This window comes from Ruegeria haliotis, assembly GCF_013377785.1.
Lineage (GTDB): Bacteria > Pseudomonadota > Alphaproteobacteria > Rhodobacterales > Rhodobacteraceae > Ruegeria > Ruegeria haliotis.
The window spans coordinates 179,885-198,263 of record NZ_JABXWT010000003.1 but is presented as its reverse complement, the minus strand read 5'-3'; the positions used below and the strand labels follow the sequence as shown (position 1 = coordinate 198,263).

General features: G+C 56.4%; 15 protein-coding genes, 1 tRNA gene and 1 pseudogene. 7 read left to right on the top strand and 10 right to left on the bottom strand.

All coding sequences use genetic code 11. The features are described 5' to 3' along the window. Together HW561_RS09475 and HW561_RS09470 are read left to right on the top strand one after the other, a co-directional pair. Window positions 1-4,551, top strand: coding sequence for an ATP-binding protein (locus HW561_RS09475; protein ID WP_176864045.1), 4,551 nt, complete (start codon window positions 1-3; stop codon window positions 4,549-4,551). Window positions 4,552-4,717: 166 nt separating this feature from the next. After that, the gene (locus HW561_RS09470; protein ID WP_176864043.1) at window positions 4,718-5,008 is read left to right on the top strand and encodes a HigA family addiction module antitoxin; all 291 of its coding nucleotides are present in this window, start codon (window positions 4,718-4,720) and stop codon (window positions 5,006-5,008) included. A gap of 230 nt (window positions 5,009-5,238) precedes the next feature. On the opposite strand, the gene HW561_RS09465 is transcribed toward HW561_RS09470, so the two are convergent. From HW561_RS09465 to HW561_RS09435, 7 genes are all read right to left on the bottom strand, one after another. Continuing rightward, window positions 5,239-5,424, bottom strand: a complete 186-nt coding sequence (locus HW561_RS09465; RefSeq protein ID WP_049833082.1) for a hypothetical protein — start codon at window positions 5,422-5,424, stop codon at window positions 5,239-5,241. A gap of 177 nt (window positions 5,425-5,601) precedes the next feature. Further along, window positions 5,602-6,828 carry an ImmA/IrrE family metallo-endopeptidase gene (locus HW561_RS09460; RefSeq protein WP_176864041.1) on the bottom strand — a complete coding sequence of 409 codons (1,227 nt, stop codon included), beginning with the start codon at window positions 6,826-6,828 and terminating at the stop codon, window positions 5,602-5,604. Between the two features lie 2 nt (window positions 6,829-6,830). Next, on the bottom strand, window positions 6,831-7,124 hold the full coding sequence (locus HW561_RS24270) for a type II toxin-antitoxin system HigB family toxin (RefSeq protein WP_176864039.1): 294 nt from the start codon (window positions 7,122-7,124) through the stop codon (window positions 6,831-6,833). Window positions 7,125-7,413: 289 nt separating this feature from the next. Beyond that, window positions 7,414-8,937, bottom strand: coding sequence for a relaxase/mobilization nuclease domain-containing protein (locus tag HW561_RS09450; RefSeq protein ID WP_176864037.1), 1,524 nt, complete (start codon window positions 8,935-8,937; stop codon window positions 7,414-7,416). After that, a complete protein-coding gene (locus HW561_RS23900; protein ID WP_235962848.1) occupies window positions 8,931-9,404 on the bottom strand; it encodes a plasmid mobilization protein in 474 nt (157 codons plus the stop codon). Before HW561_RS23900 ends, HW561_RS09450 begins: the two co-directional genes overlap by 7 nt. Then, a complete protein-coding gene (locus HW561_RS09440) occupies window positions 9,401-10,255 on the bottom strand; it encodes a hypothetical protein (protein ID WP_176864035.1) in 855 nt (284 codons plus the stop codon). Before HW561_RS09440 ends, HW561_RS23900 begins: the two co-directional genes overlap by 4 nt. Window positions 10,256-10,410: 155 nt before the next feature. Next, window positions 10,411-10,487: transfer RNA gene (locus HW561_RS09435), tRNA-Arg, on the bottom strand. Window positions 10,488-10,602: 115 nt separating this feature from the next. On the opposite strand from HW561_RS09435, the gene HW561_RS09430 reads away from it, so the two are divergent. Then, on the top strand, window positions 10,603-11,628 hold the full coding sequence (locus tag HW561_RS09430; protein WP_176864033.1) for a LacI family DNA-binding transcriptional regulator: 1,026 nt from the start codon (window positions 10,603-10,605) through the stop codon (window positions 11,626-11,628). Window positions 11,629-11,632: 4 nt separating this feature from the next. Beyond that, on the top strand, window positions 11,633-12,847 hold the full coding sequence (locus HW561_RS09425; RefSeq protein ID WP_176864031.1) for a winged helix-turn-helix domain-containing protein: 1,215 nt from the start codon (window positions 11,633-11,635) through the stop codon (window positions 12,845-12,847). Between the two features lie 3 nt (window positions 12,848-12,850). On the opposite strand, the gene HW561_RS09420 is transcribed toward HW561_RS09425, so the two are convergent. Together HW561_RS09420 and hpaR are read right to left on the bottom strand one after the other, a co-directional pair. Further along, a complete protein-coding gene (locus tag HW561_RS09420) occupies window positions 12,851-13,549 on the bottom strand; it encodes a fumarylacetoacetate hydrolase family protein (RefSeq protein WP_176864029.1) in 699 nt (232 codons plus the stop codon). Between the two features lie 688 nt (window positions 13,550-14,237). Further along, the gene (gene hpaR, locus HW561_RS09415) at window positions 14,238-14,672 is read right to left on the bottom strand and encodes a homoprotocatechuate degradation operon regulator HpaR (RefSeq protein WP_176864027.1); all 435 of its coding nucleotides are present in this window, start codon (window positions 14,670-14,672) and stop codon (window positions 14,238-14,240) included. 109 nt (window positions 14,673-14,781) lie between these two features. Here hpaR and HW561_RS09410 point away from each other — a divergent pair. Then, a pseudogene (locus HW561_RS09410) lies at window positions 14,782-15,132 on the top strand (aspartate aminotransferase family protein); the annotation flags it as partial. A 16-nt stretch (window positions 15,133-15,148) separates the two neighbouring features. After that, window positions 15,149-15,919 (top strand): HpcH/HpaI aldolase family protein, encoded by a 771-nt coding sequence (locus HW561_RS09405; protein WP_176864025.1) that lies wholly within the window; start codon window positions 15,149-15,151, stop codon window positions 15,917-15,919. A 4-nt stretch (window positions 15,920-15,923) separates the two neighbouring features. Here HW561_RS09405 and HW561_RS09400 read toward each other — a convergent pair whose 3' ends face one another. Beyond that, window positions 15,924-17,066 carry a DUF3095 domain-containing protein gene (locus HW561_RS09400; RefSeq protein ID WP_176864023.1) on the bottom strand — a complete coding sequence of 381 codons (1,143 nt, stop codon included), beginning with the start codon at window positions 17,064-17,066 and terminating at the stop codon, window positions 15,924-15,926. A gap of 140 nt (window positions 17,067-17,206) precedes the next feature. On the opposite strand from HW561_RS09400, the gene HW561_RS09395 reads away from it, so the two are divergent. Further along, on the top strand, window positions 17,207-18,379 hold the full coding sequence (locus tag HW561_RS09395; RefSeq protein ID WP_176864021.1) for an MFS transporter: 1,173 nt from the start codon (window positions 17,207-17,209) through the stop codon (window positions 18,377-18,379).

The following is an 18,379-nucleotide window of genomic DNA, read 5'->3' as shown; positions in this document are numbered from 1 at the left end:
TTGTATCCAGGCGGAATTAGCGACAAGCAAGGCAATCGCTATGAAGAATTATGGACAATTCTTCATTTCCTACGTGTTCTGCGGGGCGATCATCAGGCAATTACTGTCGAGAAACTCGGAAAAGAAAACGACGGCTTCGAATTTCACATCGAAGACAACGACGGAAAGCAGCAGTGGTTGCAATCCAAAATCAATGCACGCGGGGGAAATTGGACGCCCAATGCACTGAAATCAGCTGGGATATTGGGAGCGTTTCAAACCCGCCTACGGAACCCCGACTGCGTATGCCTCTTTGTGTCTCAGGATGGGACCAATCTTTTGCGCGAGGCCTGCAATGATGCGCGCGTTGCCGGGAAACTCGAAGCCTTTAAGGACAATGCGTCCGAAGATCGCACTTTAGCGCTCGAGACCTTTGCAGGTAGCCTGACCGGTGAGAATGCTGAGAGCATTGCTTTTGATCATATGTCGCGCTGCTACTTTGAGAATGCATCTATGGCATTTCTGGAAAGCACGATCGTTGATCTGACCAACTTTCTGTTTCGCTCTCCTGAGCACGCGAAAGACCTTGCGGCTGGGTTTCTTGCAGAGAGCATCAATCGCCGAGTTACTTCAGAGGATGCGCGCAATTGGGCGAGGAATGCGGATGTCCTCGGGCTCCGGCCAGAACTTGATCCTACTGCCTTTCAACGGTTGGAAGAAGCCAATGCAGCATATCTTGCGAGCCATTCGACGAGGCGTTTTGGGCAAGATGAGCTTGATCGAGGCTATGCTTCCGAGGTTCTGGAGCAACTAGACAAAGGCACATCTTTGATCGTTGTCAGCGGGACCGCAGGATCGGGAAAAACCGTGGCAGTGCGTCAGCTGCTAAGCCAAGCGGTGCTTGCTGGGGTTCATTCGATGGCGTTGCGATTGGACAAACGCCTTGACGCAAGCACTACGCAAGAACTTGGTGAAGTAAACGGTTTGCCAGAAAGCCCGGTGGCTTTTTTGGCTCGTTTGGCACAAGGTGCACGGTCCGTTTTGATCATCGACCAAATCGACGCCGTTAGTGAAATGTCGGGGCGCAATGCAAGTGTGCGGGACGCACTATTCGCGACCCTACGAGAAGCCGCACTTCACCCTAATCTCCACTGCGTACTTGTTTGTCGAGACTACGATCTTGACGGCGACGACCAATTTCGTGCGTTGCTGGGTCGCAATCCGACAACAAACGAGAGTCGTGTCACCGAGCGCGTGCAGATCGAACCGCTGAACTGGGAGAGCGAAGTCGCGCCACTGCTCGCAGCCCACGGTTTCGGCGAGGTCATGACACAAAGTCAGAAGCGTCTGCTATCGTCACCACTCAATTTGTCCCTGTACCTGTCAATCGAAAAGACTGATTTTCGCCCTGATACACAAGCTGAACTTTTCGACACACTGCTCGACCAAATACAGAAAAAAAACCCTGCCATGGCGCTGACGGAAGGGCTGCAGGCAATGGTTGACTGGATGAATGAGCGGCACCAATTACGTTGTCCTGACTTCGTGCTGAGACCCTTTGCTGGATTGAAAGACTGGCTGGCGTCCGAAGGCTTGGTCGTGGCAGATGGCCGAGCATTGCTCTTTATGCATGAAAGCCTTTTTGACCATCTCTTCGCCGCAGCATTCTTACAGCAAGGCCGAGCCCTCGTTGACTTCCTGGCGGAGTCTGAGCAAAGCCTGTTTAGGAGGACGCAGGTCCGACAAATCCTTCAACAAGCTAGAAGCTTTGATTGGGCCTGGTATCTAATAAACCTGCGCGAAATTCTATTTTCACCGGATATTAGGCCCCACATCAAGTTGGCAGTTGCCAAGTGGCTATCACAGCTTCCCGATCCGACAACCGACGAGTATGAACTCGTACTTGCAACAGATAATCCCAAGGTGTTTTTCAGCACCGTTGTCAGCAATGCTTTTCTAAACGAGCCGCATTGGATACCGATGCTGGTTGAACGCGGTTTCATTCAAGATGCTCTAACGTCAGATGTGGCGCACAGGTCCAACCATATGTCGTGGTGGTTTGCCCGCAACGCTGGCCATCATCCCGAAATTGCCGCTGAGGTAATGCGCAGCTGGTGGCAAGAAGACGCCGCACGCACAGACGCGCTTGTGGATTGGTTTGGTCTGGTGGACCGCAAAGGAGGTGACGCAACACTGGCTCAGCTCCTTGTCGATGTTCTGGCAGCGCGGCCCAAGCAACTGTTCCAGGGCGGACGTGATCGTATCGGTATGCTTTTAGTGGGCTGGGTCGAAGGCGTCCCCGAAGGGGTCGATCTGATCCTTGCAGAGTTAATGGCTTGCTGGTTTGACGCGAACCCCAATTCGCATCCCTTCGTCTTTGATGCGGTGAAAGAACTGGACCTACACCATTTTGGACAGCTCGCTGAAAAAAATCCAAGCGCGTTTCTCAAGGGTATGATGCCAACGGTTCTAAGAACTCTGGAAGTCCTTGAAAAGAGTGATGATCCAGCTGACAAATGGCGATTTTCTTCACGGTACAAGAATGATCTCGACGATCTACTTACGATCATTTTTTCAGCTTTCCGTGCTCTTGCTGAAAATGAACCGGAAGTTTGCGAGGAGATTTTGATCCAACTTGAGCCTTGTCGTCATCAGGTAGTTACACATCTATGGCTGGTTTGCGTGGCTCATGCCCCCATGCAATTGGCTAAGCACCTGGATCAACTCGGAAAATGCAACACCTTGCTAACCTGCGGGTATCATGGCGCAGAACACATTGCATTCGCAAAAGCGGCGAAAGCACTGGTGGAGTCAGGGGCATGTCTGGCCGAGCAGGTCGAAACAGTGTTTCTCAATTCGAAATCAGAACACCGGCGTGCTGCGCAATACCTCGCACGTGCGCGGGAAGAGAACGATGATCGAGCCATGTACAAACGCTGGGCGATCGAAAGTCTTCGCGAATCTGGGAAGGCTGAGTGGGCCATCATGAGTATGATGGGATCGGACAACCTGTCTGAGCGTGGCAAAGTTACATTCCGGCAGTTGCAGCGGAAGTTCTCAGAGATACTCCCTCCAGAACCGCGAACCTCTGGCGTACGGCAAGTAGTGTCACCTCTTTCAAAGGCTGCGACTGAGGCGATGACAGATGAACAGTGGCTTTCAGCCATCCTGAAGTATGATTCAGACGAATGGAGAGGTAGGGAGACCGGAAAAACCGTTGAAGGTGGCGCACGAGAACTCGCGCATATGCTATTTGAGACTGCAAAGTCTGACCCGATCCGCTTCCTAAGCTTTGCCATTCAGATACCAGAAGACGCCTATTCCTCATATCTCACATCATGCATCGAAGGTGTAAGCCGCGCAGAAGAGATCAACGTTGATTTGGCAATTCCTTTGGTTCTGGAATTGCACGATACCCGACGCGACTCGTGCGGGCGGCAGCTTTGTGAGCTGGTCTCCAGCCACCCCGATTTCGCTCGTGATGAAGCCGTTTTGCGGATGGTTCTTTGGTATGCGGAGCATGGCGGGGGTCCTCAACCGGGAGAAGATGATCTCGAACAAGCGCGAGAACGCGTGATCAAACACGACCAAATCGTGGACTCTGGGATGGGATTGATCGTCAGCGGTGATGTACATACAAAGACCTGTGCATGGGTAGCCATCATGCGGGCTTTGTGGCTTGAACCGCCACGACTTGATATTGTTTGGCCGGTTTTATCGGACGCAGTGGACGTCGAGCCATCCTTGACTGTTCGCATGCGAATGCTCGAAGTCTTTGGCCCTCTATATAATCTAAGCCGAACGTACTTCGATGAAGCTCTGCAAAGGCTGATGACCGCCCGGGGCGAGGATGATAATGGGCAAGAGCTCTATCCACTGGCAGGATACACCGGTTTCGATCTTGCTAGGTTTATTTCTTATAATAACCCTGCTTCAGCGCGCGGATTTATTGAACGCATGATCGCTTCAGGTGATGACCTTCTCGATCATGTCGGATCGTGGTGGGCAATGGTTCACTCCCTAAACCATGAACTGGACACGGCCTGGATCGAGACGATCAAATCCAGATCGCCACAGCATCTGCGGCTTTGGGTAGAGTTACTATCACAATGTGCGGCCACCACCGAATTTCGAAACTTCGCAATCGACGAACTGGGTGCCTACTTCGAAGACGAAGATGATGAGATACGCAAAACCGCCTCCGGAGTGTTTAGAAGGATCAAACCAGAAGAGTTTCGACACTTTAAAGAATTGGCAAATTGCTTTGTATCGTCTCGCGCCCTGTTGGATGGCAGTTTTGGTTTCTTCCACTTGCTGGAAGAAGCAAATGGTGAAGTCAGCGAGCTAGTGTTGAGAGCAGCAGAGGTATTAATCACTGACATTGCGGAAAAGGGCGACCATATGGGAGCGCGGGGCCTCGACCTTCATCAACTTCAGGATTTGTTACGCTTGGAATACCTTGCATCTGAGGGGCACGTTGAACGGCGCAAACGAATACTCGACTTAATCGACCAGATGATTGAGTTCCGGCTCTATGGGGCGGAAGAGTTGCTTACGTTGGGCGACAAGTAAGCGCGCAGGGCTAGGAGCCATTTTAAGAGCCGGCCTTGCTCACGCTAGCTCAAAACCCGTATTTCGCCCTCCATGGCAGACCTTAAAGGGTCAGACATTGGACCATGGAAGTCTAACGACCCCCACCGCTGTCGCTATTGTCGATTACCATTGAGAGGATACTCTGATGAACCAGCTTGAAGAGCCAATGCACCCCGGCGAAGTCCTGAAAAAGCTATATCTTGATCCCCTGAACATGGGGGCAATCGCGTTTGCGCAACGTCTGGAAGTGCATCCGAAGCGGATTGAGCGATTGATCAAGGGGGCAGCCGGGATCACGCCTGACATAGCGTTAAGGCTCGCCCGGGTCTTCAACACAACCCCGACTTACTGGGTGAACCTGCAGACAAATTATGACATGGCTCAAGCCGCTCAAGAAATCGATGTCTCCAACATCGAACCACTCATCGAAGCTTAATTCACCAGCAATGCGCGGCCCGAATTTGGCCGGGCCGCGCATATTTTCTTTAACGCTTGCTGCGATGCTTTGTTGGATCAGCAAGGCGGTACTTTTGGCCCTTCTCCTCAGGAGGCGGAAGAGGTTCATTCCGAGTCACCGTGCGCTCTACACCGGTCCTGCCACCACGCGGGCCTGTGATCTCGTACTGTCCTGAGCGTGGTGCCTTTTGACCGGGCTTGAATAGCTTGTCAGACATGTGAAACCTCCATCAGTGCGGGAGGAATTTCTGAAAAGCGCTTCCCAGTAGCGATTTCGCTGACACGGCCTTGGTTTAGGTCAAAGTCTGCTGCTATGCGATGTTGATAGTCGCCCTTCGCTATTCGGGCCTTAATGATAGCCACCTGTTCAGGTGTCAGGGTCTTGATAGTAGCCATTTGGCGTACTCCTTGGCGCAAGTTAAAAGATTTGCCCTAGAGTCCCGAACCGTCTATCCCTTGTTTACCACCACAAGAGTGCTTCGGTCTCCGGAGCCATGAAGAGTAGATGCGCCTGTATCCAATCTTCATGTTGTGAAAAGCGGGGTAGCCTTGCAGGGCACCCCGCTTAATTTCTTAAGCAGCGTCCTCCATCAGCAACGGTCGAACCTGCTTTGCGCCCACAAATTGCGACAAAAGCCTATAATTCTTCATCTCATGGCGAATGCGGCCTGCAATGATCGCCGGGTGAACCTTGGCTTGACGCGACAGTGAAAGGACGTTCTGGACACTGGGACGAGAACGCACGGGATGATCCAACCAAAGGTCAGAAGGTACTAGAGCCTCCTGCGCCCATTCATCGGCCTCACGTTCTCGTTCGTCGTCGCGCTCGTGATTTCGTTCACGAAGTTGCAGATCGTCTATGAAGACTTCGCTGTCTCCGTTCGTGAAATGTCGCCCCAAGTGCGCAAGTTCATGCAGCAAACAAAACCAGAAGTTATCCAGCCTGTCATATCTGATTGTCATGCCCACAACTGGAACACCATCAACAGTCCACAGTGCAGCTCCGTCCAAGTATGTCTTTGGCAAATGCGATGCTACGACTAACGCAACCCCATGCTTGGCGAGCTTTTCTTTGGCAAGCTTTGGTCCTTCGTCAAATTCGCTTAGACATGCAATCTCTCGGAGAAAATCAAGTGTAATTGTTCCAGGCTGGAATACCCCTTCCAGACCCGCATTGCGAGCCTTGCAAAGGATGTGCAGGCACCACGCCTGCAACGCGTGGACATCCGTCTTGGCGTTTGCCCGTGCGCCGCCACCTTGACGGAAGAGAGCCTGGGGCAAGGCTTGCTGGCCGCCCACACAGGCTACAAGCCTCTGCACAATTTCTTCGGCACGATCTTTGATATCAGCTGACTTTTCAATCCAGCCCAGTTTTGCCATCTGCACCAATGGAAACTGCTCGATATCAATTTCGTCCAGAGTGTTCGGTAACCCATTGCCATCCCGTATCAAAACATCGGCAGGGATGCCCAGATGTTCGTTCAAAGCTCTGATCATTTTCAACGTCAAACTTCTTTTGCCGCTAAGCACTTCAGATGCCTTCGACCGACTCCCAAAGATTGGTGCCAAATCACTTTGTTTTATGTCCATTTGTTCCATACGGAACTTGATCGCCTCTATGGGATCAGGCTGGTCCATGGGGAATTGACGATCCTCAAAAACCTCGATCAGCGTCGCTAATATGTCCAACTCATCATCTTGAGATTGAGTGCGATCAAGGTCCATCAACGCTTCCACGCGCGCAAGCGCAGCTGTGTAGTCCTCATCGGAATGAATTGGGCGAATCCTATGTTCGTTCATGATCACACTTCCTCCGCGTTAATTTGGTCATATTCCTTGTGCGTCCCAAGAAATCGGACAAACCCTATTCCCTTTGCATAGTCGAACTTCAATATCAGTCGATATTTGTTCCCACATACATTGAAGACCACACGTCCACTCTTCAGGATACTTGCGTTGCGGTACTGTGCCTTAACATCCGCTGGTGTTTTCCATTCGGCGCGGTGCGCCTCTGACCACCACACATCCAGCTGCGCTTTCGCGTCAGGAAAGCGTTTGGAAAATGCGATCAGCTTTGGTCGGGCTATGATCCTCATCGTCTAATTACTCCAGCGGTCCCAAAGTGTCAATAAGTAATACGATCCCTATAAGGGAGCAAATAGCAGATTCGCAACTAAGCGGCAAGTTAAGTGAGCTTTTAGGATTCTTGATCAGCTCTTGACCCAAGTTCGACTATACAACCGTAAGGTGCTAAGAGTGAAGAGCCATACACCAGATATCGTTGGATCCCACATGAAAGCACAATATATTGAAGTTCTGTTTCTTGATCTTAGTGCTGCAGCCACAGCCCGTAGAGGGCCTGCGCAACCAGTATGAGGGCAAAACTTAATGCGTCATCCCTCGGTCCATCTCGACTTCACGCTCACCTAGCTCTGTTTCAACCTCTCTTCGGCGGCTTTCACTAATTTCAAGCTGGTCTCGAGTTGCGTGCGCAGCCTCCCGTAGTTCGAGCCCTCGCTCAACAAGCCGTGCAACGCAGCCACGGACGCCGTTTGCGATTGAATGAGCACCGACACGCAGGCGGCCAACCCATCCATCTGGTTCTGCATCTTGGTCGTCGAGCGTTCCTCTAACCCGCTCAATTCCTTTGCTGAGACCTCGCAGACCGTCACCAACCGCTCGACGCAGGCGAGCAAGTCGCGTTCCAAGGCTGTCAGGGGTGTCGTCATCTAATCCTCCTCGATCTTGATGCAGGTCACTGATCTGCCGCCCAGTGTGCAGGTCCTCAGCCGCGTCTTGGTCGGGTCCAGCACCAGCCAGGTCCCGTCCTCCCTGTCGATCCGCGTCAAGCCCAAGTCCGTCATCTCTGAGCTCGCCAGCATCAACGTCCAAAGCAAGCTCGCGGCCATCATCGAGACGATCCCCACCAAGAGCGCCCCCGTGATCAGCCAGGGCGAGATCGTCAGCCAGCTCTTGTTCTGTTGCAGAAAGGTGCGAGTATCGGTCTCGATTGTACGCTGCGCGTTGGTCGCAATGCTGTTCAAATCGGTCCTGAAGCTCTCCAGCTGCGATGCCATCGAGGCGGCGTAGTCCTGCCGGATTGTGTCGAGCTCCGCGTTCAGTTTCTCGCTCAGCCGGGTCGGCTTGCCAGTCTTCATGGAAAATCTCTCCTTTCAGCCGCCAGCGCTCGCCAGTCTCGGGGTCGCGGGCGGTGATGTAGGCCTTGCCGGTGCGCGGTAGGTCGAAGCCCGCGTCAGTGAGCGCGTCGATCATGGTCGCCCTGTCCGTGATCATGCCCATATCGATCTGATCCTGTATCCAGGCGTGCAGCTCGTCCCGGCCCTGCGCGCGGGTCGGGGCCTCGATGATGTCGCGGACGTCCCGCGCGCGATTCACATCCATCGGATCGGCCCAGCCGTGGCGCTGGTTCATCACGTCCCGCAGGCTGTCATAGGCGTCCTGATAACCGGGCGGCGCGATGTTAAGGCTCTTTCCCGTCGTCAGTTCCAGGCGCGGCGTGCAGAAGTGGAGCTCGACGCGGTCTTCGTGGGTATGTCGGACCCAGAGCACCTCATATTGCTCAGGGTCCAGCCCCGCGAAGGCCAGATGTTCGAAGTGGTCCATGACCTCGGCCTGCTGTTCCTCGCTCGGGGCGTCGGTGGCGGCAAAGCTGATCACGCCCGCACGGTAGGTCCACTGGTGGCGGCTGGCGTCGATCAGGGCCTCGGTGCGGTCGGGATTGCCGCGCAGGACCTCGGGCAAGGGTTCCCGCGTGACGGTCATCGGCTGGCCGTCTGCATCGCGGATCAGGTCGCGGTTGTCGTCATAGGCCAGCACCCTGTCCGCGACGAGGTAGCCGACCGGACCCGTGCCCGCGCCTTTGCCATTGCGAAAGAACTTGATCAGCATCTGCGGGACGCCTCGATGATCTGGGCAAGCTGGCGTTCGATGGTCAGCAGACGCCGGGCAACGGTCAGCGCGTCGAGATCAACGCGCCCCGCCAGCATCGCGCGGTTCAGCCAACGGGCGATCTGGTTGAGGTTGCCGCCGATGCGCCCGACGGCCAGCACCAGCGCCGGATCAACGCGGGGGATGGGCTTGCGACGGCGGGCTTCAGTGAGGCCAAGCGCCTCGCGCAGCAGGGTCGCAGCAGGCAGGCCAGCGGCCTCCGCCTTGGCACGCAATTGGGCCTTCTCTGCGGCGCTACACCGGAAGACGAAGGTCTCGGTCAGCGGCTCTTTGGTGCGGGTTTTGCCCGCGCCGGTGGGGTTCGAAGGGGAGGCTTGCCGCCCCTCGCAAGGTCCCGTGTCAGCAGCGCCAGCGTATGACAAGGGTCGCCTTGCTGTTTGCTCTTCGGTGGGATCGGTTGCGCTCATGATCTGAGGCCTGCGGCTTGAATTTGCGCCTTTGTCACCAGCTTTGAAACCAGCAACGCAGTCACTTGCGGGGCCGTGATGTGTTTGCACAGCGGACTGCGATCACTGATCCAGCATGCGAGCCGCGCATGGTGATTGGCCTGCAATGCCGCTGTCTTTTCTCGGTCTTCCGCCTGCTTCTCAACATAGGCCTGCCAGCGCCGCGTCTGGAACCAGTTGTCGGAAAAGCAGACCTTGGAGCGAGTGAAATCTGCGCTGTCTCTGGCGTAGGCCTGCACCGCCTGCAGCAATTCCTCCGGTTCGATCCCGTTTTTCATGGCTTCTTCGATCTGGGCAAGGCACGCCGCTTTGCCGCGCAATCGGTCGGGCGGATAGGTGGATAAAATCTTCTCAGCTTCTTCATCCGCCACCGCCTCGCGCTTGCGCGTAGGTGGTTTATGGATGGTTTTAGGGTGGTTTGGGGGCCGTGGTGGCCCCGGTACCCCGGCCACAGTGGCCCCCGTACCGTGGCCAGACTGGACGGGGGCCACTGTGGACCCCGTCTCAATCTCGGGCTCTGCGGTCGGTTCCAGCGCCTCGACCTTGGCCAGATCGATCCGGTAAACGACGGTGAAACCGTTCTTGCAGGTCCGTGCTCCCGTCTCGACAAGGATGCCTTCCTTCAAAAACCCGCGGACGGTTCGCTTGACTGTTGTCTCTCCCACCTCGGTATGCCGCTGGATCGTACCCTTGGAACACCAGATGCCTGAGCCATCGTCGCTCGCCTTGTCGGCCAGAAACATGATGATCTGCTTGCGTGTTGCACTGCCGAACTTGCGTTCCGCGCATGTGTTTGCGACCCGCCAGCTCATTGGAAGGCCTCCAAAGACGCAAGGACGTGCGAATTTTGTACAGCTTTTGTACGAGATTTCCGCCGTTTCAGCAGAATTCGATCCGAAAGCTCACGGGAGTTTCTGCAAGCTTCTGCACAAAGCCCTGTAAATAAGCCATATTTTAAAGGTGTTTTTGGTGACCCCGGCAGGATTCGAACCTGCAACCTGCCCCTTAGGAGGGGGCTGCTCTATCCAGTTGAGCCACGGAGCCGCGCAGCGCCTTCTGTACCTTGGTTTTTCCAGGTTGTCATGACCTTTGCACAACAGTTGTACAGATCACCCTGTTCACGCTACCATCAGGCAAAACAACAACGCAGGTGCCCTTCGTGACCACAGAAACCAAACGCCCGCTTACCCTTCGCGATGTCTCGGAAGCGTCCGGAGTGTCTGAAATGACGGTCAGCCGGGTTCTGCGCAACCGAGGCGACGTGTCGGACGCCACCCGCACCCGCGTTCTGGCCGCCGCGAAAGAGCTGGGATATGTGCCCAACAAGATCGCCGGCGCGCTGGCCTCTAGTCGGGTGAATCTGGTGGCGGTCATTATCCCGTCGCTGTCGAACATGGTATTCCCCGAGGTTCTGACTGGTATCAATCAGGTTCTGGAAGACACCGAATTGCAGCCGGTAGTCGGCGTCACGGATTATTTGCCCGAAAAAGAAGAAAAGGTGTTGTACGAGATGCTCTCGTGGCGTCCGTCTGGTGTCATCATCGCCGGGCTGGAACACACGGATGCGGCGCGGGCGATGCTGGATTCCGCCGGTATTCCGGTGGTCGAGATCATGGACGCCGACGGCAAACCCGTGGATGCGATGGTGGGTATTTCGCACCGTCGTGCCGGGCGCGAAATGGCACAGGCGATCTTGAAGGCCGGGTATAAGCATATCGGCTTTATGGGCACCAAAATGCCACTGGACCACCGTGCGCGGAAACGGTTCGAAGGCTTTACCGAGGTTCTGGGTAAGCATGGCATCGAGATCGAAGACCGCGAGTTCTACTCTGGTGGATCCGCGCTGGCCAAGGGGCGCGAGATGACGCAAACCATGATGGAACGATCACCTGAATTGGATTTCCTATATTACTCCAATGACATGATTGGTGCCGGTGGGTTGCTGTACCTATTGGAACAGGGCATCGACATCCCGGGGCAGATCGGATTGGCCGGCTTCAACAACGTGGAGCTGCTGCAGGGATTGCCGCGCAATCTGGCGACCATGGATGCGTGTCGATTGGAAATTGGCCGTCAGGCGGCTAAAATCATCGCGGAACGGTTGGATGATCCGGATTCCGAGATTGAAACGCGCGTCACTCTGACCCCGAAGATAAGCTATGGCGACACGCTAAAGCGGCGCTGAGTTCGTGGTGCTGCAACAACTGGACAATCGGGCGGCGCGGGCGCTGTTCATGGAGCGCCATGCCTTGCTGGAACCTCCGGCAGGAAATGCAAAGGGTGCGGACCTGCTGCAGTTGATCCAGCGTCTTGGCTTTATTCAGCTGGACAGTATCAATACGGTCGCCCGCGCCCATGACATGATCCTGTTTTCGCGCAGGCCCAGCTATCGCAGCACCAACCTCAAACGCTTGTACGAACGCGACAAGGCACTGTTTGAACACTGGACGCACGACGCAGCCGTTATTCCGATGGAATACTACCGACATTGGCACCTGCGTTTTCAACGCGATGCCGAGCTGCTGAAATCGCGATGGAAGAATTGGCGACGCGATGGGTTCGAGCAGCAATTCGAAACGGTTCTGCAACATATCCGCGATCATGGCCCGGTCGGTTCATCCGATGTCGGGAAAGACGAAAAGAAAGGCTCGGGTGGCTGGTGGGATTGGCACCCCTCCAAGACGGCGCTGGAGTTTCTATGGCGATCGGGCGCGCTGACTGTCATTGGCCGCGATGGGTTTCAGAAACGCTATGACCTGACGGAACGGGTAATCGATACACATCTGTGCCCCGGCAACTCAGTTTGTGACGCAGATGAGACCGTGGATTGGCTGTGTAATGCCGCAATGGACCGGCTTGGGTTCGCCACCTCGGGTGAACTGGCCGCATTCTGGGATACGGTTAGCCCGGCCGAGGCCAAAAACTGGTGCGCAAACGCCTTAAAGCGCGGGGCGTTGGAAGAAATCGAAGTCACCTGCGCAGATGGGCGAGTGCGAAAGGTGATAGCCCGTCCCGGGCTCTGCGACGAAGCCGCGGTATTACCCGCACCTTCGGGACGGATCAGGGTGCTTAGCCCATTTGATCCAATGTTGAGGGACCGGAACAGGGCCGAAAGATTGTTTGGGTTCCACTACCGGATCGAGGTTTTTGTGCCCGCCACCAAAAGGACCTATGGCTATTATGTCTTCCCGCTGATCGAGGGTGACAAGCTGATCGGACGGATCGACATGAAGGCGCATCGGGATTGCTGTGCGCTGCGCGTCAAAGCTGTCTGGCCAGAGCGGGCTGTGCGCTGGTCGGACGCACGCAGCCAAAGGTTGCAATCGGAATTGGATCGAGTTCGGCGATTTGCCGGGCTGGATCACGTCGAGTTCGCCTCGGACTGGCTGAAAGACCCTAAATAGGCCCTATTGAGCGTCAGACAATGTCAGTTGGATCGGGTCCAACCCCTCAATTCCACCGTCGATCACATCCCCGGCCACAACCGGCCCCACCCCGGCAGGCGTGCCAGTCAGGATCAGATCACCCGGGCGCAGATGGTAGAACCCGGAAAGATGGCTGATGATTTCGTCGATCTTCCAGATCAACTCATCCAGCTTCGCATCTTGTCGAATCTCTCCGTTGACGCTCAGGTGGATGCGTTTGTCGTCATCAGGCGACCAATCTGCTGTGCGGGTCAGCGGGGCGAACACCGCGCCATTCTCGACATCCTTGCCCAAATCCCACGGCCGTTGCTTGTTACGCTCGCGGATTTGCAGGTCACGGCGGGTCATGTCCAGCGCACAGCCATAGGCGTAAACCGCATTCCACGCCTCGGCGCTATTGGCACGAAACACAGGCTGGCCAATGGCCACGGCCAATTCCATCTCGTGGTGATAATTCCCGGTTCCCGGTGGGTAGGGCACGGTCGCCCCCGACAAAATCGCATTCGGGGCGGACTTGGTAAAATAGAACGGCGCCTCGCGATCGACATCATGGCCCATCTCCGCCGCGTGGGCCGCGTAGTTTCGACCGACGCAGAATATCCGCCCAACAGGATACTCGGACGTCTCACCCCGAACAGGTATGGTGACAGGTTCCGGAAGTGAAAACAGACTGTCGTGCATGACGATCCCCATTTGCTTACGCAAAGCGCACCTTAGTGCACACTTTGCCACTGACAAGCCTTTGTCGCAGCCGGTTTCTGCCTACATCCCCAGATTGTTTCGGCTGGAACCTGCTTAGTTCCGCCCATCGATCTGCTGACCATTCCCTGACGCACGGCTATGCGCCTTTATGGCCGCCAATACCGGTCAAGCCATTTGGGCACGGAACATGATCAGCCGAACACAGCAACGAGAGACCGCTCCAGCAGTCTGCGCCTCCGGGATCGAGGATGTTGGATTATCCATAAAACGCGCTATCTGTGGGGGTAGTGATGCACCTGAACACATGCTGCAATCTCACACAACTGGACGCGGCAGATTTATTCGGCAACGCCATCCGGCACTTAAGAAGGCCGGGGAAATGCAGCACGACCAAGCTGACTCAAAGACACCTCTTGCGGACATAACCACAAGTTCGCAGTCGGGTACGACCGTTTCGGAGAACACAGGCGCAAGGTCCATCCCCCTGGATCCTTCGCACCTGTTTACGAGCCATTTTTTCGGCTTTGCAGTTCCTCCGAAGCGCGGGCCGGACCGTCGGACAAAACGCGACGCGGTCGGCCTCGGGCCAGGTACATAATCCAGTCCTGGTCTGGCAACCCCGCCGGAGATATCCCCCTATTTTCTCCGGCGGGACCTTTCAGGGGGATCAGGTCTCCAGATCTTTCAATTCGTTCAGCAGGTCCAGCAACAGTTCATGCTTTTTAGGGCCAAGAAGCGTGCGAATACGTTCCGCTTGTTCCACGCTGACAGCCAGATTGTCATGAATGATCTGTACGCCGCCCTTGCTGATCTCGACAATCTGACGACGCCGGTCCACCGGATGGCAACGCCGGGCGATCAATCCCTTCTGTTCCAGCTTTTGCAGAATACGCGTCAAGCTGGGTAAAAGCAGGCAGGCACGCTCGGCAATGTCAGTCGGTTCCTGCGGGCCTTCTTCGTTGAGAACGCGCAAGACACGCCATTGCTGCTCGGTGACGCCTGCGTCTGCCAGCAATGTTCGAATGGGCCCCATAACCTTTTCCCGCGCGCGCAACAGCGCAATGGGCAAAGATCGTGACGTCAGCGGGAGTTCGTCGGTCATACCGAATCTTCGCCGATATCTTGTCCGCACGCAAGCAATCTGCCGGATCAGCGTCCCAAGTAATGAGAATTGACCTTGTCAGTCTATATCTATCACTGAACGCAAGGGCATCCGCGCCTACGGGCTTGAGGGATTGCGAGAGCGGCTGCGCAATCACATCACTTGGTCCAACGATCTGCATGACCGGCTGGCAACTGAGCCGGATCTTGAGATCGTCACACCGCCCATGTGGTCGCTGTGGACTTTCCGCTACGCGCCCGCTGGCAGCACCGATCTGGACGATCTGAACCTGCGTCTGGTGAACGCCATCAACGATGACGGACGCATTTACCTGACGCAGACCCGCGTAGACGGAGATCTGGCGATCCGCTTTCAGGCTGGCTAGTTTGACACCACCGAAGATGATGTGAAGATGGCCCTTGACGTCATCACCGAAATCGCCCGATCCCTGACGGATTGAGACAGGAGGACCACAGATGGTTGCCCCGAAAAATACCTTTAAACAGGCTCTGATACAGGGCCAACGGCGGATTGGCTGCTGGATGAGCTTTGCGGAACCCATCACTGCTGAGATTATGGGGACCGCCGGGTTCGACTGGCTGGTGATCGATGGCGAGCACGCGCCAAACGACATACGCTCGATCCGGGATCAGTTGATGGCGCTGGAAAACAGCCCATCGCATCCGGTGGTGCGCGTCCCGGTGGGTGAGACCTGGCTGATCAAAATGGTGCTGGATGCAGGGGCGCAAACCGTGCTGGTGCCCATCGTCGAAAGCGCCGAACAGGCGCGCGAACTGGTGCGGGCCTGCCGTTATCCGCCCGATGGCGTGCGCGGGGTTGGGGCGATGGCGTCGCGGGCGACGATGTATGGCGCAGTGGATGACTATATCCAGACCGCAGATCAGGAAATCTGCCTGCTGTTGCAGGTGGAAAACCGCGCCGGGATCGCTGCGCTGGACGAGATCCTACAGGTGGACGGCGTTGATGGCGTCTTCATCGGTCCAGCAGATCTGTCAACCGATATGGGCTTTCAAGGCAACAGCGCCGCACCTGAGGTACGCGAAGTCATTTCCGACGCGTTGAACCGCATCAAAGCTGCGGGCAAGGCACCCGGTATTCTGGGCACCAATGACGACGCAACGCAGACTTATCTGGAGATGGGCGCGCAATTTCTGGCGGTGGGTATCGACGTGATGCTTTTGACCCAGGCATCGCGGGCGCTGGCGGCACAATGGAAAGCGAAATAGCGCATCAGGCGCGCATGGCTGCCGCGGCCTGCGCGTAACCACCCGAAGCTCCGTCAACGAAGTGCACATGATCATCGCGCGTGGCCGAGGGAACAAAGCACGTCATCATCGCCTCGTTCTGCGCATGCAGGCCGTATCGGATCTTGCCCCGCCCGCGCGCCTCTTCCAGCATATGTTCAATCTGTGACAGGGTGGTCGGGTCGCAATCCAGCGTCATCTTCAGCCCGTCATCGAATTTACGAAAATCCGCATTGCGGCTGACCATGCGCTTGTAATGATTGGGTGCAAACTGCCCCAACCGCTTTCCGGTCAAAAACAACAGAGCGATCAGCAGATTCTGTCCCAACAGCAATAGTTTTTGCACCACCATGTTCCGCCCAGCGCGCGCAACATGCGCATCGAGATCGAGACCCGGTGGCGGCCAGGTCATGGGCGGGCCGTCGGCAGGCACCGGGTGACCTGCGCGCTCCAACCCTTCCGATGCGGACAGGACAGATTGCGCCAGATCAGCAAAGTCGCTCTCGGTCGCGCTTGCTGTGGGCTGCACGACCAGCGATACGATCCGGCCATGCCGCGCCGGGCTGTTGGACCAACGACAGGACAACCCTTCCAGATTGGGTTGTGCCCCGGGCTCGGCGGGGGGCACCTCATACAGGCCATCCTTCATCTGCTCCTCGGCCCAAGCAAGACCGCCACCCGAAAACATCGCATAATCAACCCCGCTCGAGGGGGCATAACGGGCGACGCGCAAATCCTTGCCCGCCCGCCGCAACTCGGCCACCGGGACCAGAGCGGCGCGCAGAGGCATCGAAAACTCTTCTTCCGCCCAGCGCCGAAGGGCCGCCAGTGCGGCGCGGGCCTCGTCAACCGCGCTGGGAGGCACCGCAAACCCCGCTCCATCCCCGCCAAAGACATAAGGGAACAGCTTGCCACCCATCGCGTTGATCATGGCCGAGATGACGGCAGCCCCGACCATATTCACCGTTTTATATCGGCCACGCGCAATTTCGCCGGTGGAATCGACAATATCCGCAACGCCCAGCACCCAATCCTCGGGCACAGCTGTGAACTGCGCGGGATTCGCCAACCGGGTGAAGTCGCGCAGCAGGGGAAGATTCTCGTAAAACGCAGAATGGAGGTCTTTCATTATCCCCCTCGAAAATAGATGTCTGACCGGATGATAGTCTGAATGTGATCGCTATCCGTCCTCTGCAACATACTACACGTGCTTGTGCGATTTGCCATGACATGCCAAGCATTGCCCCAAGAACCATATGGGGGCGTTTCATGAAGGCAGGGCTGGTGGTGTTGTGTCTGGGCTATGTGCTCAGCCAGTTTTTTCGCGCGTTTCTGGCCGTTCTCAGCCTGGACCTTGAACGCGATGTGGGCGCCACGCCAGAGGATCTGGCCTTTGCCTCAGGGCTTTGGTTCCTGGTGTTTGCAGGGATGCAGATTCCCGTTGGCTGGGCGCTGGACCGGATCGGCCCGCGCCTGACAGCCGCTGTTCTATTGCTGATCGGGGGGGCCGGTGGCGCCGCAGTGTTCGCCGTCGCAACATCTCCACTACATATCAGCCTGGCCATGGGGCTGATCGGAATTGGCTGCTCGCCGGTTCTGATGGCATCGTATTACATCTTCGCCCGCGAGTACCCTCCGGCCAAATTCGCCACCCTCGCAGCGTTGATGCTGGGCGTTGGGTCAGTGGGCAATCTTGTGGCGTCCTACCCCACCGCATTGGCGGTCGAGTTGATGGGCTGGCGCGCAACGATGGTCGGGCTGGCGGTGATTTCTGCCGCCACCGCACTGGGCATTTGGTTAAGCGTTCATGACCCGGCCAAAGTCGAATCGGAACACAAAGGATCAGTACTGGACCTACTGAAAGAGCCCGCACTGTGGCTGATCCTGCCGCTGATGCTGGTGGCCTATGCACCGTCTGCCGCATTGCGCGGATTGTGGGCCGGCCCGTATCTGAGCGATGTTTTCAACCTCGACACCACACAAATCGGAACGGCCACGCTGTTCATGGGCGCGGCGATGATTGCGGGAACGTTTGTCTATGGACCGCTGGATCGTCTGCTTGGAACGCGGAAATGGGTGATTTTCGGCGGCAACGCTCTGGGGGCTGCGACCCTTGCGGTGTTGTGCCTTTGGATTGATGATGCGGTCTGGGTATCCGTTGCCCTGCTGGCCGTGATCGGCTTTCTGGGGGCAAGCTTCCCGGTCATCATGGCCCACGGCCGCGCCTTCGTGCCGTCGCATCTGGTGGGCCGCGGTGTGACCCTTTTGAATCTTTTCGGCGTCGGTGGTGTCGGGATTGCGCAGTTCGCAACCGGGCGGATTCATGCAGCAACCGCCCAGAGCGGGGCAACCGCGCCCTACACGGCTATATTCGGCTTTTTTGCGGTTACCCTTGCCATCGGCAGCGTGATCTATCTATTCAGCCGGGATAGCGTGGACTGA

Bases quoted from the DNA above. Each gene is read 5' to 3' on its own strand.
- HW561_RS09400 (WP_176864023.1), bottom strand. From the start codon at position 17,066: ATGAAAGACCTCCATTCTGCGTTTTACGAGAATCTTCCCCTGCTGCGC.
- HW561_RS09460 (WP_176864041.1), bottom strand. From the start codon at position 6,828: ATGAACGAACATAGGATTCGCCCAATTCATTCCGATGAGGACTACACA.
- HW561_RS09405 (WP_176864025.1), top strand. From the start codon at position 15,149: ATGGTTGCCCCGAAAAATACCTTTAAACAGGCTCTGATACAGGGCCAA.
- HW561_RS09465 (WP_049833082.1), bottom strand. From the start codon at position 5,424: ATGGCTACTATCAAGACCCTGACACCTGAACAGGTGGCTATCATTAAG.
- hpaR (WP_176864027.1), bottom strand. From the start codon at position 14,672: ATGACCGACGAACTCCCGCTGACGTCACGATCTTTGCCCATTGCGCTG.
- HW561_RS09395 (WP_176864021.1), top strand. From the start codon at position 17,207: ATGAAGGCAGGGCTGGTGGTGTTGTGTCTGGGCTATGTGCTCAGCCAG.
- HW561_RS09470 (WP_176864043.1), top strand. From the start codon at position 4,718: ATGAACCAGCTTGAAGAGCCAATGCACCCCGGCGAAGTCCTGAAAAAG.
- HW561_RS09440 (WP_176864035.1), bottom strand. From the start codon at position 10,255: ATGAGCTGGCGGGTCGCAAACACATGCGCGGAACGCAAGTTCGGCAGT.
- HW561_RS24270 (WP_176864039.1), bottom strand. From the start codon at position 7,124: ATGAGGATCATAGCCCGACCAAAGCTGATCGCATTTTCCAAACGCTTT.
- HW561_RS23900 (WP_235962848.1), bottom strand. From the start codon at position 9,404: ATGAGCGCAACCGATCCCACCGAAGAGCAAACAGCAAGGCGACCCTTG.
- HW561_RS09450 (WP_176864037.1), bottom strand. From the start codon at position 8,937: ATGCTGATCAAGTTCTTTCGCAATGGCAAAGGCGCGGGCACGGGTCCG.
- HW561_RS09420 (WP_176864029.1), bottom strand. From the start codon at position 13,549: ATGCACGACAGTCTGTTTTCACTTCCGGAACCTGTCACCATACCTGTT.